At 52.9% G+C, this 16,244-nt stretch carries 14 protein-coding genes; all 14 read left to right on the top strand.

Annotation, left to right across the window (positions count from 1 at the left end; all coding sequences use genetic code 11):
• The first annotated feature begins 173 nt into the window (after positions 1-173).
• Complete coding sequence (locus DWX59_RS05885) at positions 174-2,126, top strand: FAD-dependent oxidoreductase (RefSeq protein ID WP_117556940.1); 1,953 nt, start codon at positions 174-176, stop codon at positions 2,124-2,126.
• Positions 2,113-2,385 carry a 4Fe-4S dicluster domain-containing protein gene (locus tag DWX59_RS05880; protein WP_117556938.1) on the top strand — a complete coding sequence of 91 codons (273 nt, stop codon included), beginning with the start codon at positions 2,113-2,115 and terminating at the stop codon, positions 2,383-2,385. Before DWX59_RS05885 ends, DWX59_RS05880 begins: the two co-directional genes overlap by 14 nt.
• A 285-nt stretch (positions 2,386-2,670) precedes the next feature.
• Positions 2,671-3,360 (top strand): response regulator transcription factor, encoded by a 690-nt coding sequence (locus DWX59_RS05875; protein WP_117556936.1) that lies wholly within the window; start codon positions 2,671-2,673, stop codon positions 3,358-3,360.
• Positions 3,361-3,923: 563 nt separating this feature from the next.
• The gene (gene kdpA / locus DWX59_RS05870) at positions 3,924-5,675 is read left to right on the top strand and encodes a potassium-transporting ATPase subunit KdpA (protein WP_117556934.1); all 1,752 of its coding nucleotides are present in this window, start codon (positions 3,924-3,926) and stop codon (positions 5,673-5,675) included.
• A 15-nt stretch (positions 5,676-5,690) separates the two neighbouring features.
• A complete protein-coding gene (gene kdpB / locus DWX59_RS05865) occupies positions 5,691-7,763 on the top strand; it encodes a potassium-transporting ATPase subunit KdpB (RefSeq protein ID WP_117556932.1) in 2,073 nt (690 codons plus the stop codon).
• 52 nt (positions 7,764-7,815) lie between these two features.
• The gene (kdpC, locus tag DWX59_RS05860) at positions 7,816-8,421 is read left to right on the top strand and encodes a potassium-transporting ATPase subunit KdpC (RefSeq protein ID WP_117556930.1); all 606 of its coding nucleotides are present in this window, start codon (positions 7,816-7,818) and stop codon (positions 8,419-8,421) included.
• Between the two features lie 91 nt (positions 8,422-8,512).
• A complete protein-coding gene (locus DWX59_RS05855) occupies positions 8,513-10,495 on the top strand; it encodes a DUF4118 domain-containing protein (RefSeq protein ID WP_117556928.1) in 1,983 nt (660 codons plus the stop codon).
• 94 nt (positions 10,496-10,589) lie between these two features.
• The gene (locus DWX59_RS05850; protein ID WP_117556926.1) at positions 10,590-10,787 is read left to right on the top strand and encodes a hypothetical protein; all 198 of its coding nucleotides are present in this window, start codon (positions 10,590-10,592) and stop codon (positions 10,785-10,787) included.
• A 289-nt stretch (positions 10,788-11,076) separates the two neighbouring features.
• Entirely contained in the window at positions 11,077-11,496 is a 420-nt protein-coding gene (locus tag DWX59_RS05845; RefSeq protein WP_117556924.1) for a potassium channel family protein, read from the top strand.
• A gap of 50 nt (positions 11,497-11,546) precedes the next feature.
• The gene (locus tag DWX59_RS05840; RefSeq protein ID WP_117556922.1) at positions 11,547-12,215 is read left to right on the top strand and encodes a potassium channel family protein; all 669 of its coding nucleotides are present in this window, start codon (positions 11,547-11,549) and stop codon (positions 12,213-12,215) included.
• Positions 12,215-13,726, top strand: coding sequence for a TrkH family potassium uptake protein (locus DWX59_RS05835; RefSeq protein WP_117556920.1), 1,512 nt, complete (start codon positions 12,215-12,217; stop codon positions 13,724-13,726). Before DWX59_RS05840 ends, DWX59_RS05835 begins: the two co-directional genes overlap by 1 nt.
• A complete protein-coding gene (locus tag DWX59_RS05830) occupies positions 13,716-15,179 on the top strand; it encodes a DUF4118 domain-containing protein (protein WP_117556918.1) in 1,464 nt (487 codons plus the stop codon). The genes DWX59_RS05835 and DWX59_RS05830 overlap by 11 nt, the downstream gene beginning before the upstream one ends.
• A 214-nt stretch (positions 15,180-15,393) precedes the next feature.
• Positions 15,394-15,831 (top strand): potassium channel family protein, encoded by a 438-nt coding sequence (locus DWX59_RS05825; RefSeq protein ID WP_117556916.1) that lies wholly within the window; start codon positions 15,394-15,396, stop codon positions 15,829-15,831.
• Positions 15,828-16,214, top strand: a complete 387-nt coding sequence (locus DWX59_RS05820) for a potassium channel family protein (protein ID WP_117556914.1) — start codon at positions 15,828-15,830, stop codon at positions 16,212-16,214. The genes DWX59_RS05825 and DWX59_RS05820 overlap by 4 nt, the downstream gene beginning before the upstream one ends.
• The last annotated feature ends 30 nt before the right edge of the window (positions 16,215-16,244 follow it).

Here is a 16,244-nt window from a genome sequence, read left to right as displayed (position 1 = left end):
TTTTGCCATCTGCCGCGTTGTCGTCAGTCAGCGGAGGAACCACTCCGCTTCCCTCCTCCGCCTTGCAGACTGACAAAATATACAGCACTGTCACTGTAGTTTCTGAACGGATGGAGCACTAGATTATAAAACGGGTTGGATGTCAGTGTATTTGAACACGGAAAAGAGGTAATATGTCAGATATGAAATGGCCTTATCCCAATGAAATGGACCAGGAAGAACAGGTATCAGGGGATGTCCTGGTCCTGGGCGGCGGCATGGCGGGCTGCTATGCGGCCATTGCAGCGGCCAGGAAGGGAAAAAAGGTAGTATTAGTAGAAAAAGGAGCCACAATCCGGAGCGGCGCAGCGGGAAGCGGTTTTGACCATTGGGAGTCGGCCTGCACCAACCCCTGCTCCAAGGTGACGGCAGAGGAGATTGCCAATGCCTACATAGATGAACAGGACGGATACAGCAATGGGATTGCCCATTACATAGAATGTCAGGAGGGCTGGCACAGGCTTAAGGACATGGAGTCCTTTGGAGGCAAGATCAGGGATACCCAGGGTGAGTTTGCAGGGGCGGATTTCCGGGATGAAAAGACCGGGCTGATGTTTGCCTATGACTATGAGAATAAATTCACGGTCCGCGTCTGGGGAAGCACCTTTAAACCGGCTCTTTATAAGGAGTTAAAGCGTCTGGGCGTGGAAATCCATGACAGGACCGAGGCAACGGCATTACTGGTAAAACAGGAAAAGGGCAGCAAACGCTGCATCGGCGCCATGGGGATGGACGTACATACGGGCAGGTTCCTGGTGTTTTGTTCCAGGACAACAATCCTTGCCATGTCAAGGCCTGCCAGGATCTGGCTCTTTGATTCGGACCAGGTGGGGTTAAGTGAATTCCGGCCCACCCAGAGCATTGGCAGCGGTCATGCCATGGGCTACCGGGCAGGGGTTGAGTTTACTATGATGGAAAAATCCGTGCGGGGGGAATTTTCAGCCGCAGGCAGGAGTTTTCCGCCCTACAGCACGGGAAATAACCACAATACCTGGTACGCGGCCACCATGGTGGATGCCACGGGCCGGGAAATCCCATACGTGGACCGGGATGGAAATGAGCTTAAGACTGTAAAAGAACGGTATTATCCGGCTAAGGGGCAGAAGTTTTTCCTGAAGGGCGGGGTGATTGACAATCCCAAGTATGAGTACCGCGGGCCTGAGACACTGGAATTTGAGGAGCTGATGAGGCGCGGATACCAGCTGCCGTTCTATGCTGATTTAAGCAGGATGCCGGACGAAGAGCGCCGGGTCATCTGGGGCATGATGGTGGGCGAGGAAGGAAAGACCAAGATCCCGGTCCTTAATAACTTTACGGAGCGCGGGTTCGACCCTGCAAAGCACCGCCTTCAGTCCTATGGGACGGGCTGGCAGTCAGCGGCTTTCCTGGCCCAGGAGCGCCAGCTGTTCGGTGCGCCCGGAGGCATTTTCCATGACTGGGACTTAAAGACCAATATTGAGGGGCTTTACGCTGCCGGTGACCAGCTGTATGCATCGGACTGCTGCGGATTCGCGGCGGCAACCGGTTATTATGCGGGAAGGAAGGCAGCGGCGGCCTGCCGGGACCTTACACTGGAGGAACCGGACCGGACGGATGTGGACCGGGAAAAGGAACGGCTTTATGCCCCGCTTTTCGTAAAGGACGGCATGGACTGGAGGGAGCTTAACAAGGCGGTTTCCAAGGCCATGCAGAATTACTGCGGGGGCGTGAAGAATGACATGCTGCTGACCCAGGGACTGGAACTGCTGGAAAGCTATGAAAGGGAATATGTCCCCGCCCTTTCCTGCCAAAACCCCCATGAGCTGATGCGCGCCCATGAGGTGACGGATATCTTAGAGGTATGCAGGCTGATCATCCATTCCTGCCTGCTGCGCAAATCCAGCTCCGTGCCCCTCTGTTTTGAGCGCAGCGATTATCCGCAGACAGACCCCGAAGAAGACCGGTGCTTCATCACCATTTACCAGGAAGACGGGGAGATCCGCAGCAGAAGGATACCAAAGCGGTATTATGGGGATGTAAAGACACAGTATGAGGCCTGTAACCAGGACTATATAAAGGAGGAGGCCGGGTTGTATGAAGAAAATTGAATTTCAGGCAGGGCCGGTGTCATGCAGCGTGAACCCCCTGTCCTTTGATGATGCGCTGTGCATTGGCTGCAACCGGTGCGCGTCCGTGTGCCAGGTGGATATCATGGTTCCTTCCCCGGAACAGGGAAAACATCCTGTTGTGCTGTATCCGGGAGAATGTTATTACTGCGGCTCCTGCGTCATGGCCTGCCCGGTCAAGGGGGCCATACATCTGAGGCATCCGCTGATGAACCAGACCAGGTTTGTGGGGATTGAATAGGGATGGCCGCAGCAGGTCAGACATAATAAAATTAAAGCTGGCTCCGGAATGATTTAGCCTTGTTAAATCATCCGGGGCCGGCTTTTTTTATTTTGCAGAAAAGTATTCACAGGATATTTATATCATAGGAAAAATGGCATATGGCTTTTTAATACACAGTTCTGGTATTTTATAGAAACAGGCCGGCTGGCGCGGGCCCGATGGCCGGGTGGCCGGACACAGGGGACAGCAGAATGAATGTCCGGGCGCACCTTAAGAAAGAGGTATCCAGGAGGTGGGAGGAATATGAATCAATACACGGTCCTTATCATCCATAATGATGAAATCATGCAGAAACTTATGGAACATACCACAGGTACGGAGAATTACCGGTTCTGCCAGGCTGGGAACGGTCTGGGGGGGCTGTCGCTTTTCTATGCAGGGCATCCGGATATGGTGCTGCTTGACCTGGTCCTTCCTGACATGGATGGAATGGAGGTGCTGAAGCTGATCCGCCAGGAATCCGGGATCCCGGTTATCATCGTGACATCCAAAACAGATGAAGCCGCCATGGTGAAGGCCCTGGACTGCGGGGCCGATGACTTTGTCGCAAAATCCTGCAATGCAGAGGAACTTCTGGCACGTATCAGGGCCGCCCTGCGGCACAGGGAGGACCAAAGACCGGTAAAGGATGACACATTCCGGATGGATTACCTGGAGATGGATTTTGAAAAAAGGAAGGTTTATGTCCATGGGAAACCGGTGCACCTGACGCCGGTGGAGTATAAAATCCTGATCCTTCTGGTGGCAAACAGGGGAAAGGTCCTGACAAACAGCTACATCCAGCATGAAATCTGGGGAAATGATAATACGGGGGATTACAGAAGGCTCCGGGTATTCATGGCGAATGTCAGGAAAAAGATAGGGGACCAGGCCGGACATCCCAGGTTCATCAGGACGGAAATCGGCGTGGGGTACAGGTTTGCGGATGAATAGCAATGGCGCCCCGGAGGATGGCGGAGGATGGTTAAAGCGGGACTGGGACTGAATCAGGGATGGATAAGGACTGAATAAGGCAGAGGCCATGTAACTGCAGTCAATACTGCATGTACTGTATGGACTCTGCCTTAAACTTACTTACACATTCAACTTATATCTATTTTAGTACATCCATATAAGGAACCTTAACCCAATGGCTAACGCGGAGACCACGGTCATTATGCACAGGCAGCCCAGGTCCTTTTTTAGTTCTTTCATCATATATGGTCACCTCCTTTGAGATACCTTCAGTCTAGTCCTTAAGGCTTAAAGATTCCATATACAGTTTTGGATGCGGCATTAAGTTATCATTAAGACCTCCCTGTTCCTCCCCATATTTATAGATTATTTATAAAAAGGGCCCGGCTATGGTATGGAATCTTTATTCCCACGTGTGATACCATACCCCTATCTTAAAACGAGGAGGAAAAATCTATGTCAGTACTGTTGGGTATCATAGGCGTAACCGCGGTTTTCCTATTGGCCTATCTGGTCATTATACTATTGAGAGGTGATAAACAATGATGAATGTAACGGTACAGATGGTTGTATACTGCGTAATACTCGTACTGCTGGCAATACCCCTTGGAAGTTATATGGGTAAGGTGATGAATGGGGAACATGTTTTCCTCTCAGGCGTATTGCAGCCCGTTGAGCGTGTGATTTACAGGGTGCTTAAAATAGACCCCGAAGAGGATATGGACTGGAAGAAGTATTCGGTCTGCGCAGGGGTGTTCAGTGTGCTGAGCCTGTTTGTCCTGTGGGCCATCCTCTGCTTCCAGAAGTTCCTTCCGCTGAATCCGGAAGGGATTGAGGGCACAAGCTGGCACCTGGGCTTTAACACGGCCGCAAGCTTTACCACCAATACCAACTGGCAGGCTTACTCAGGAGAATCCACCCTGAGCTATTTCAGCCAGATGCTGGGACTGAATTTCCAGAACTTTGTTTCGGCAGCAATCGGGATTGCGGTCCTGTTTGCCCTGATCAGGGGATTTGTAAGGGTAAAGAAAACAGGCATCGGAAACTTTTATACGGATATGACAAAGACCGTGCTTTACATACTGATTCCCCTGTCAATGGTGGTGTCCCTTACCATTGCGTCACAGGGAGTGCCGCAGACCTTTAAGCAATACGATGAAGTACAGCTGTTGGAGCCGGTGGTAGTGGAAAATGAGGATGGCACCGCCACGGAAGTGACCAAGGCAGTGGTTCCCCTGGGTCCTGGCGCAAGCCAGATTGCCATCAAGCAGCTGGGGACCAACGGAGGCGGGTTCTGGGGCAATAACTCGGCCCATCCGTTCGAGAATCCCACGCCCCTTTCCAATTTATTTGAAATGATTTCCCTGCTGCTGATTCCCGCAGGACTCTGCTTTACCTTTGGGCGCAATGTAAAGGATAAGCGCCAGGGAACCGCCATCTTCCTTGCCATGTTCATCATGCTGGCAGCGGCCCTTGCGGTGGTGGGTTATAATGAGCAGGCGGGCACGCCGCAGCTGGCCCAGGACGGCGCCGTATACATGGGGACCGAGGGACAGGCCGGAGGCAACATGGAAGGCAAGGAGACAAGGTTCGGCATTGCCACCTCCGCCACCTGGGCAGCCTTTACAACCGCTGCTTCCAATGGTTCCGTCAACTCCATGCATGACAGCTACACGCCCCTTGGCGGACTGGTCCCAATGCTTTTGATGCAGCTGGGCGAGGTGGTGTTCGGAGGAACGGGCTGCGGGCTGTACGGCATGATCGGGTTTGCCATCATGACCGTGTTCATAGCAGGACTGATGGTGGGGCGTACGCCGGAATATCTGTGCAAGAAGATAGAGCCTTTTGAGATGAAGATGGCGGTCCTTGTGTGTCTGGCAACCCCCATTGCCATCCTGGTGGGCAGCGGGATTGCGGCCCTGCTTCCTTCCACCCATGACAGCCTGAACAATCCGGGCGCCCATGGACTGTCCGAGGTGCTGTACGCTTATTCATCCGCGGGCGGCAATAATGGTTCGGCGTTTGCTGGATTCAATGCAAATACCCCATTCCTTAATGTGAGCATTGGACTGGTCATGCTTTTTGTAAGATTCCTGCCCATGTTCGCAACACTGGCTATCGCAGGCAGCCTGGTGGGCAAGAAGAAGGTAGCGGTAAGCTCCGGCACCCTTCCCACGCACAATGCCATGTTTATATTCTTACTGATATTTGTTGTGCTGTTAGTAGGCGCTCTCAGCTTTTTCCCGGCATTGTCACTGGGACCGGTTGCTGAGTTCTTCCAGATGATAGCTTAGGGAGGTCAATGAGACATGAGTGAACGTAAAAAGAATATATTTTCCGATAAAAAGATAGTAAGCCGGGCCATAAAGGATTCCTTCCTGAAGCTGAATCCCCGGACCCAGGTAAAGAACCCGGTCATGTTCATGGTGTTTGTATCAGCCATCCTGACCCTGGCCATGTTCGGCTTTGCCCTGGCTGGGGTCAGGGATGCAGATCCCGGGTACATACTTGCCATATCAGTCATCCTCTGGTTCACCGTACTGTTCGGCAACTTTGCCGAGGCAATCGCAGAAGGCAGGGGCAAGGCCCAGGCAGATGCGCTGAGGGCCGGCAGAAGGGATACCATGGCGTCCAGGATACCATCCCCGGGCCAGAAAGATAAAATAACGCAGGTTAAATCCACAGAACTGAAAAAAGGTGATATTGTATATATAAAGGCCGGCGAGCAGATACCGGCGGACGGCGATGTAATAGAAGGCGCTGCCTCGGTGGACGAGAGCGCGATTACCGGTGAATCCGCCCCCGTAATCCGGGAAAGCGGCGGTGACAGAAGCGCGGTAACAGGCGGTACAACCGTCATATCGGACTGGATCGTGGTGGAGATAAGCAGCAATCCGGGCGAGGGCTTCATGGATAAGATGATTGCCATGGTAGAAGGCGCTTCCCGTAAGAAAACCCCCAATGAGCTGGCGCTCCAGATTTTCCTGGTGGCATTGTCCATCATCTTCCTGCTGGTTACCATGTCCCTTTATTCCTATTCCCTGTTCTCATCCAGGGAGGCAGGCATGGCCGACCCCACATCCGTAACAAACCTGGTGGCCCTTTTAATCTGTCTGGCCCCCACCACCATCGGGGCCCTGCTTTCCGCCATCGGCATTGCGGGCATGAGCCGCCTGAACCAGGCCAATGTACTGGCCATGAGCGGCCGCGCAATCGAGGCCGCGGGGGATGTGGATACGCTGCTGCTGGATAAGACGGGCACCATTACATTGGGAAACAGGCAGGCGGATGCATTTATCCCGGTTGACGGCAATGACGAGAAGGACCTGGCAGACGCAGCCCAGCTGTCGTCCCTGGCAGATGAGACGCCTGAGGGCCGCAGCATCGTGATCCTGGCAAAGGAACGGTTTGGGATCAGGGGAAGGAACATGGAAGAGCTCCAGGCAAGATTCGTACCCTTTACGGCCAAGACCAGGATGAGCGGCATTGATTATAATGGAAATGAAATCAGGAAGGGCGCTGCCGATGCCGTGAAGCGGTACGTGGAGGAACACGGCGGAACCTTTAGCAGTGAGTGTACACAGACCGTGACCAGGATTGCGGGTCAGGGCGGCACACCCCTGGTGGTTGCCAGGAACGGCCGGGTCATGGGCGTGGTTGAATTAAAGGATATTGTCAAGCAGGGCGTAAAGGAAAAGTTTGCCGACCTGCGCAAGATGGGAATCAGGACCATCATGATCACAGGCGATAATCCCCTGACCGCTGCTTCCATTGCGGCTGAGGCAGGCGTGGATGACTTCCTGGCAGAGGCCACCCCGGAGGCAAAGCTTGAGATGATACGCGATTACCAGTCCAAAGGGCATCTGGTAGCCATGACAGGCGACGGTACCAATGATGCGCCGGCCCTGGCCCAGGCAGATGTGGCGGTGGCCATGAATACAGGCACCCAGGCAGCCAAGGAGGCTGGCAATATGGTGGACCTGGATTCCTCGCCCACCAAGCTGATTGAGATTGTGAAGATCGGGAAACAGCTGCTGATGACAAGGGGGTCCCTGACCACGTTCAGCATTGCCAATGATGTTGCCAAGTATTTTGCAATCATCCCCGCTCTGTTCATGGGGCTATACCCCGGACTGGGGGCGCTTAACATCATGGGCCTGCACAGCGCTGACAGCGCGGTATTCTCAGCCATCATATACAATGCCCTGATTATCGTGGCCCTGATCCCGCTGGCCCTTAAGGGCGTCCGCTACAGGGAGGTGTCGGCGGCGCAGATGCTTCGCGGTAACCTTCTGGTATATGGACTTGGAGGAATCGTCATACCCTTTGTTGCCATTAAGGTCATTGATGTGCTGATTACGGCTTTGGGATTCGTCGGCTAGGGCGGACCCTGTTAAGTAACATAAAAGTGTCCACAATGAGGAGAGGATAGCTATGAAAACAATAAAATCAGTCTTACCTAAAATGATAGGATTTTTCCTGATCATGATGGTGATTACAAGCGTCATATACCCGGCGGTCATTACCGCGGCAGCCAATGTGGCATTCGGCAGTAAGGCCCAAGGTTCCATCATTACAGGCAATGACGGAAAGAAATACGGAAGCGCCCTGCTGGCTCAGGAATTTACAGGCAGCCAGTATCTGTGGGGCAGGATCATGAATGTGGATACATCTACATTTACCGATGAAAACGGGGAGCCGCTGATGTATTCATGGGCATCCAACAAGACCCCGGCAGGTGAAGAGCTGGAGGCCATGGTGGCTGAGCGCGTGGAGAAAATCAGGGAAGCCCATCCTGAAAAGGGGGATGAACCGATTCCCGTGGACCTGGTTACCTGTTCAGGCAGCGGACTTGACCCAGAGATTTCGCCGGCAGCGGCAGAGTACCAGGCTGAGCGGATTGCCGCCGCAAGGGGGATGTCCGTTAAGGATGTGGAGTCCGTAATAAGGAAATATACCACTGGAAAGTTTTTAGGGGTCATGGGAGAACCCAGGGTGAACGTGCTGAAGGTAAATCTTGCCCTGGACGGCCTGATTTAAGGATTGGATGAAACGTGCTGCCTGATGCAGCGCAGTACCGGGAGTTGCCGCGGATGCGGCAGCTCTTAAGCTGTTTGTAAGGAGGGACCATATGGACAAGGAATGGGACGGCAGGCCCGACCCGGAACTTCTGCTCAGGCAGAATTTCCCGGAAGGTGAATCAGATGGGAAAGGAAAATTAAAGATATTCTTCGGATATGCTGCCGGCGTAGGCAAGACATATGCCATGCTGGACGCGGCGCGCCAGGAAAAAGAAGCGGGAAGGGACGTGGTGGCAGGTTATATTGAACCCCATGACAGGCCGGATACCATGGCTCTTCTTGACGGGCTGGAGTTCCTGCCCCCCAGGACCGTGGGATATAAGGGAATCGTGCTGCGGGAGTTTGACCTGGATGCGGCCCTGATACGCAGGCCGGACCTGATCCTGGTGGATGAGCTGGCCCATACCAATGCCCAGGGCAGCCGCCACAGGAAACGCTGCCAGGATGTGACGGAGCTTCTGGATGCAGGCATAAACGTGTATACAACAGTTAATGTGCAGCATCTGGAGAGCCTTCATGATATTGTTGCATCCATTACCCATGTGCGCGTCAGCGAGCGCATCCCGGACTCCGTGTTTGACAATGCCAGCCAGGTGGAACTGGTGGATATTTCGCCGGAGGAACTGCGCCAGCGCCTGGAGGAGGGCAAGATATACCACAAAAACCAGGCGGATAAGGCGAAAATCAGTTTCTTTACATTGGAGAACCTTTCGGCCCTGCGGGAAATCGCGTTAAGGCGCACCGCGGACCGGGTGAACCGGGAAGTAATCCGGGAGCGGGATGCTGCGGGAAAGGAATATTTTACAAATGAACATGTGCTGGTCTGCCTGTCCCCTTCCCCTACCAACGCCAAGGTCATACGGACCGCTGCCAGGATGGCGGGCGCGTTCCATGCCGACTTTACGGCGGTGCTGGTAGAGACAGAGCATTTAAAACGGGAGCACAGCAAAATCAGCAGGAGCATGGAGGCGAATATCAGCCTGGCCAAGCAGTTCAGGGCCAATGTCATTACACTGTACGGGGATGATATAGTGGAACAGGTGGCTTCCTATGCAAGGCAGAACGGCATTTCCAAAATAGTGATAGGGCGCTCCGTAAGGAAACGCCACATACTGTATATGCGTCCCACCATCATAGACCGTCTGATTAAGGCAGTTCCCAATATGGATGTCTATGTGATTCCCGACGCAACGGCAGAGGAGCGCAGGTATAAAGTAAGCACGGACCAGAAACGCAAGGTATGGGCGGATGTCTTTAAGACCGGCGCGGTCATGGCGCTCTGCACCGTATGTTCCCTGGTGCTGGATTACTATGGGCTGGGGGTCATCAATGCGGCCATGATTTACATGATGGGAACCATGCTGGTGGCATATATGACAAGGGCCGGGTGGTGCGGGCTGCTGGCCTCGGTACTGTCGGTGCTGCTGTTCAATTACTTTTTTACGGATCCGCGCCTGACCTTTCAGGCAGATGCCTCCATTTACCCGTTTACATTTGCAGCCATGCTGGTATGCGCCCTGGTGACCAGCTCCCTGGCAGCCAGGCTCAAGCGTGAGGCTGCCAAGGGAGAGTCCGAGTCCAGGTATATGCAGATTCTTTTTGATATTAACAGGAACCTGAGGAAGGGTTCCACGGGGGAGGAAATCCTGGACATATGCGGGCGCCTGGTGCGTACGCTTTTAAAGCGCAATATTGTCATATATGACACAAGGAACGGGAAAATGGACCAGATGAAGATTTATCCTGCATCTGAATCCGAAGATTCCGCCCGTCTCACCGGCCTGTTCAAATCCCCGGATGAGATGGCGGTAGCTGCATGGGTCAGGAAGAACCGCCATAAGGCGGGCGCCACCACGGACACCCTTCCAGGCGCCAGGGCCCGTTATACCCCGGTCTATAAAAACGATAAGGTATACGCGGTCATCGGCGTGGAACTGGAAGGAGGCGACATGATAAACCCCAATGACAAGAACGTCCTTAACATCATTGCGGAGGAAACCTCCTACAGGCTGGGGGACATGGGACACAGATGATATTTGCACGGAATTTATGGGATTGGCTGAGAGATGCATGGAATCTTTACGGCAATATGCAGTATCCTTAAGATATCAAAAGGAGGTGCATGCAATGATTGCTAAAATGATCCTAAAACTCAAAAGTCCGATGGAGCAGGAAATAGACCGCGCATGCCGGCATTTTCCGGTGTTGTCTAGTATTGTGCTTCAACTGGCCGCCGCGATTTTCATGGTTGGCGTGGTTGCCTCCATTGCATGCGCGGGAGGAACCGTTATCTGGGCGTTTTACAAGTTGTTTGGGGTTATGTGAATCTGAGATATGGATGAGATATGGATAACATATAGATAACATATGGTCCTGCATGGAAGTAAGGGCTGCCGGGAAGAGATGGTTCCGGGCAGCCTTTTTTTGTGTGACAGGCGGCGCGGGCTGTTCCGCCCGGACGGGTTCCTGCCTGGTACAGGCGGGTTCCTGTCAAGCTTTTATAAAGATTCCTTCACACGTATAAATAAGATATCAAGATAATTGCTTTCTGAAAATCCATTGTATATAATGGCGCTATCCGTACATGAAAGAATGGAAAAAGGAGGGGATGGGGATGTGGAACAGGAAAAAGACAATCATCATCGCAGGGTGCAGCCGGTTCGGCGCCGGGCTGGCAGGCGAACTTTCAGAACATGGGGACGATGTCATCATCATTGATAAGGATAATGATGCATTCCGCAAGCTGCCGCCTAACTTCAGCGGATTTCAGATTGTGGGGAATGTCACGGACCCTGACCTGCTGGAGGATGCGGGCATTGGGAATGCGTCCGTGGTGGTGGCTGCCACGGATGATGATAATATAAACTGCATGCTGGCACAGATGGCAAGGCGCATCTATGATGTGGGGGAAGTGTTTGCCAGGCTTAATGATACGGACAAGGAACATCTGATCGGCGGGCTGAATATCAAGGCCATTTATCCGGCCCGCCTTTCCATCGAGAAATTTAAGGAGCTGAGCTCCATTGCATTTTAGTCAGAATCCGGACAGGATCCGGACAGGATCCGGGACAGGGGAGTGATTGGATGAGGATAGCAGTGGCAGGAGGAAAGACAAAAGCAGATTACCTTATAAGGATGCTGCTCAGCAAGGGACATGAGCTTGTAGTGATTAATGACGACAGGGAGTACTGCACGTATCTGTGCCAGACACACAGGATACCGGTCATACACGGCGACCCGTGCAAACTTTATGTGATGGATGAAGCTGGCATTGACGGGTTTGACATCATGATTGCATTAAAGCCCAGTGATGCGGATAACCTGGCAATCTGCCAGACCGCCAAACGGATTTACCATATCAGGAAGACGGTGGCGGTTGTGGGAAATCCTAAGAGCGTGGACATCTTTAAGCGCCTGGGGGTAAGCACTGCAATCAGCGCAACCTACATGATAGCCGGGTACATTGAACAGATGTCCACGGTGGAAAGCCTGGTCAACAGCCTTCCGCTGGACCAGGGAAATATTGTCATCAATGAGCTGATGATTAACCAGAACAGTCCTGTGGCCGGCAGGAAACTCTGCGACATGGAATTGGGGGAGGATGCAATCATCTGCTGCATTGTGCGGGGATCAAAGATCATCGTGCCAAAGGGGCAGACCGGCATACAGGCCAATGACAAGCTGCTGGTCCTTTCCACGCCGGATAGCCAGAACCGTGTCATTGGCCTGATCATGGGAAGGGAGCAGGCGTGATGGAGAATGGCAGGAATGAAATCGGCGGCCGGCAGCTGGTTGCCGGGTACCTGGGCGTGGTCCTGATGCTTATCGGCGGGATTATCCTTCTGCCGCTGGCAGCCCTGCCTGCTTTTTGGGATGAGGTTTCCATGGCGCGGTATTTTACGGTTCCCGGTGTGGCGGCTGTTTTCGCAGGATATGTAATGTACCTTCCAATAAAAGGAAGGGAGGCGCTGCGGCTTACGGGACATCAGGATGCCCTGATCGTGGTGCTGTCCTGGGTGCTGGCCATTGTGTTCTGCGCGGTCCCCTTCATGATGACAGGCAATTATGATTTTACCCAGGCCGTGTTTGAGTGCACCAGCGGATGGAGTACCACCGGGCTTTCCGTTGTGGATGTGACCCGGTGCCCCAGGATTTTTCTTCTATACAGAAGCATCATGCTGTTTTTCGGCGGGGTGGGGCTGGTACTTGTGATGGTGTCCGTGCTGTCCGACCGGCACGGGATGCGGCTCTACAGCGCAGAAGGGCACTCGGACCGCCTTCTTCCCAATCTTGTGAAGTCTGCCAGGATGATCATAGCCATCTATATGGGTTATATCCTGTCCGGCACGCTTTTATATATGTTTTTTGGGATGGACTGGTTTGACGGGCTGAACCACTCCATAGCAGCCCTTTCTACCGGAGGATTTTCCACAAAGGCGGAGAGCATTGGGTATTATGACAGTTTGGGGATTGAACTTGTGACAATTGTGCTGATGCTTTTAGGCTGTACCAATTTCCTGGCCCATCTCTTTCTCATAAGAGGAAAGTTAAAGACCTTCTTCCGTTACTGCGAGGTCAGGTTCATGCTGATGATCTGCGGGTTTTTCACGCCGGTCATGGCAGTGCTGCTGCTCTATGCAGGCCTTTCAGGCAATGTGGGCCAGGGATTCAGGGACGGGCTGTTCCAGGTGGTGACAGCCCTGACCACCACCGGATTCCAGACCGTGGACAGCTTTGCGGCATTCAGCAGCCCGCTGCTTCTGGTAATGACGCTGCTGATGCTGGTGGGCGGGGGGACGGGTTCCACGGCCGGAGGCATCAAACAGATCCGTGTCTGGATTGCCCTTAAAAGCCTGTACTGGAGCATGAGGAGCAGGATATCCAGGAAGAGGACGGTTTATTCGGACAGCATCCAGAAGCTGGACGGCAAGGAGTTCCTTACAGCCCGGGGCAGGCTGGATACGCTGGAATTCATCGGTGTCTACCTTTCCGTATTCATGCTGGGTACCATGGTGCTGTGCATGTGCGGGTTTGATATCGGGGATTCCATGTTTGAGTTCGCGTCCGCCCTTGGCACCGTGGGATTATCCGTGGGCATTACTTCCTATGACGCATCGCCGGCAGTGCTCTGGACTGAAACCGCGGGCATGTTTGTGGGGCGTCTGGAGATATATGTGGTATTTGTTGCAGCGGTGCAGCTGGGCAGGGAGATAAAGCATGGAGCGCAGAAACGGGGAAGGAGATGGAAAAAGTATGCCAGGTGACAGAATGGCTGTAAAGGGATTCAGGAGGAAGATGCTGGCTGCCGCGGTCATATACGGACTTGCGACCCTGCTGGCGTCCGGGCTTTGGGGAATCCATATGAGGGCTGAGAATATCATCATGATTTACCTTATCAGCGTGATTGTGATGATGATTGAAATACAGGAATTTATCTGGGGGACGGCTTATACCGTGGTATGTATCCTGACCTTTAACTTCCTGTTTACAGAACCAAGGTTCACCCTGCGGGTCAACGACCCCAACTACGTGGTGGCCATGGGGATTTTCATGGGTGTGTCCGCAATCACGGGACTTCTTGTCTCACGCCTGGGGGAGCAGGTTAAGCTGGCACAAAGGAATGAGAACCGGATGGAAGCCCTTCTCAAAATCAGCAGCGGTTACCTGACCCTGTCCGGTCTGGAGAATATTGTATACCATGGCATCAAAAGCCTGTACCAGGCTGCCGGGGAGAGATGCGTGGTCTATGTGGCCCGTGGGCCGGGCGGACTGGGAACGCCCTATTATATAAAAAGCTATTTTCCGGAACCGGGTATGCTGGACAATGATACCCCGGCCCAGTGGTGTTACATGAACCATACGGTCTGCGGCGCCAATACAGGATTCTACGGGGACTCCGGATGGGTATACCTGCCAATCAGGAACCGTGATACATGCCTGGGCGTCATAGGCGTGTATACGGATGGCAGGGAAATCGATGACGGCCATATGGTCTTTATCAATACCGTAATGTCCCAGATGGCCATGGCCATTGAGAAAGAGGGAATCCCGGAAAAGGACGGGGAATATGATATGGGACCCGGGGGGAACGGGCCAAGGGATGGGTGGAAGGAACGGATGGAACATGGGCTGTACCGCGACTTCTGTCTGCCCATGGAAGACATTTTAAAGGAATCAGACGGCCTGGAACCGTGCCTGCGCCTAAAACTCTGCACCTTGTATAACCGGCTCAGGAACGCGGCTGTCCTGCTCTGCCTGGACCGTTCAGTCCCCGGGGACAAGGAACATGCAGATCTTGCAGAAGCAGCGGCCGGGGCCGTGGACTTCTATGGCAAGGCCGGCAGGGAGCGCATCCTGTGGATTAAGAAACCCCAGGAGCCAATCCTGGTCCAAGGGGACAGGGAACTTCTCAGGCAGGCAGTATCCAATGTGCTGGATAATGCCCTGATCCATACGCCTGTCCGGGAAAAGGTCTATATAAGTCTTGGAAGGGAACAGGGATATGGGGTGCTGGAGGTATCTGACGGCGGAAGCGGGATTTCATTTCAGGAACTGCAGCGGACCCTCGAACAGGGCAGGGACAGCGGCTCCGTGTTGTCCGGCGGCTTGTCCGTATCCCGGCAGATCCTGGATAAATACCGGGGAAGCCTGGTCATAAAAAGCAGCAGGTATGGCGGGACAGCTGTCATATTGTCGCTTAAACTATACGGGAACTGACGGCTGGAACGGTATGTGTCCGCGCTTATGGTTTTCAGATGCAATTTTTATTTGACACAGGTATGGATTAAGGATATGATTGTAGTCAGGAAACAGGGGTATAAAGATATCTTTATAGAATCTTTATATCCTGTTTGTACATTATCCCTAGTTTCTTTATATGGTTTCCTTTTACAATAAAAGTGGGAACATATAGTAGAAAGGGGGAAATATCATGTTATTCCACAAATCAAAAGGCATCATCATAGTTGGCTGCAGTCCCTTCGGCGCAGCGCTGGCCAATACATTATATAATAAAGGCCACAAGGTGGTTGTATTAGATAAGGACAGGGAAAGCTTCCGTTACCTGCCGGACGGATTCGGCGGGGCTGAGATGGAAGGGGACCCCACTGACCCCAAGGTATTAAAGGAAGCAGGGATTGAACGGGCAGGCATGTTCATCGCAGCCACCCAGGATGATAATTCCAACCTTCTGATTTCACAGATAGCCAGCCGCATTTTCCAGGTAAACCAGGTATATGCGCGCCTGGATGACACCAGCAGGAGCCGGCTCATAAGGGATACGCCCATTAAGCCAATCTGTGTCTATAACCTGTCAGTGGATGATTACCTTAATCTGGCAGAGTCCGTGTGCCAGGAGGTGGCGGTATGAAGATAGCGGTGGCAGGAAGCAGCGATTACGCAAAAATCCTGGTTGGCCTTCTGGCGGCCAGGAACCATAAGGTGACAGTAATCGATAAGGATAAAGAGTTCTGCGAGCATGTGTGTGCTTCTTATGACGTCAAGGCAATCCTGGGCAATCCCTGTCAGGAAGATGTCCTGGCGGACGCCGGGTTAAAGGATTTTGATATGATTGCGGCCATAGGGACGGAGGACACGGACAATTTTGAGATATGCCAGATGTGCAGGAAGGTTTTTGGGGTCAGGAAGGCTGTGTGCGTTGTGAAGAATCCAAGGAATGTGGAGGTTTTCAGGCAGCTGGGAATGGATATGGTGATAAATATTCCTGAAATGATTGCGGATATGATTGGGTAATACACCACAGTAAAGGACAGTGAAGGATAA

The sequence above is a fragment of the Enterocloster aldenensis genome (genome assembly GCF_003434055.1).
Lineage (GTDB): Bacteria > Bacillota > Clostridia > Lachnospirales > Lachnospiraceae > Enterocloster > Enterocloster aldenensis.
This window is presented reverse-complemented; position numbering and strand designations above follow the sequence as displayed.

Bases quoted from the DNA above. Each gene is read 5' to 3' on its own strand.
- kdpA (WP_117556934.1), top strand. From the start codon at position 3,924: ATGATGAATGTAACGGTACAGATGGTTGTATACTGCGTAATACTCGTA.
- kdpB (WP_117556932.1), top strand. From the start codon at position 5,691: ATGAGTGAACGTAAAAAGAATATATTTTCCGATAAAAAGATAGTAAGC.
- DWX59_RS05880 (WP_117556938.1), top strand. From the start codon at position 2,113: ATGAAGAAAATTGAATTTCAGGCAGGGCCGGTGTCATGCAGCGTGAAC.
- DWX59_RS05835 (WP_117556920.1), top strand. From the start codon at position 12,215: ATGGAGAATGGCAGGAATGAAATCGGCGGCCGGCAGCTGGTTGCCGGG.
- DWX59_RS05885 (WP_117556940.1), top strand. From the start codon at position 174: ATGTCAGATATGAAATGGCCTTATCCCAATGAAATGGACCAGGAAGAA.
- DWX59_RS05825 (WP_117556916.1), top strand. From the start codon at position 15,394: ATGTTATTCCACAAATCAAAAGGCATCATCATAGTTGGCTGCAGTCCC.
- DWX59_RS05840 (WP_117556922.1), top strand. From the start codon at position 11,547: ATGAGGATAGCAGTGGCAGGAGGAAAGACAAAAGCAGATTACCTTATA.
- DWX59_RS05850 (WP_117556926.1), top strand. From the start codon at position 10,590: ATGATTGCTAAAATGATCCTAAAACTCAAAAGTCCGATGGAGCAGGAA.
- DWX59_RS05845 (WP_117556924.1), top strand. From the start codon at position 11,077: ATGTGGAACAGGAAAAAGACAATCATCATCGCAGGGTGCAGCCGGTTC.
- kdpC (WP_117556930.1), top strand. From the start codon at position 7,816: ATGAAAACAATAAAATCAGTCTTACCTAAAATGATAGGATTTTTCCTG.
- DWX59_RS05830 (WP_117556918.1), top strand. From the start codon at position 13,716: ATGCCAGGTGACAGAATGGCTGTAAAGGGATTCAGGAGGAAGATGCTG.
- DWX59_RS05820 (WP_117556914.1), top strand. From the start codon at position 15,828: ATGAAGATAGCGGTGGCAGGAAGCAGCGATTACGCAAAAATCCTGGTT.
- DWX59_RS05855 (WP_117556928.1), top strand. From the start codon at position 8,513: ATGGACAAGGAATGGGACGGCAGGCCCGACCCGGAACTTCTGCTCAGG.
- DWX59_RS05875 (WP_117556936.1), top strand. From the start codon at position 2,671: ATGAATCAATACACGGTCCTTATCATCCATAATGATGAAATCATGCAG.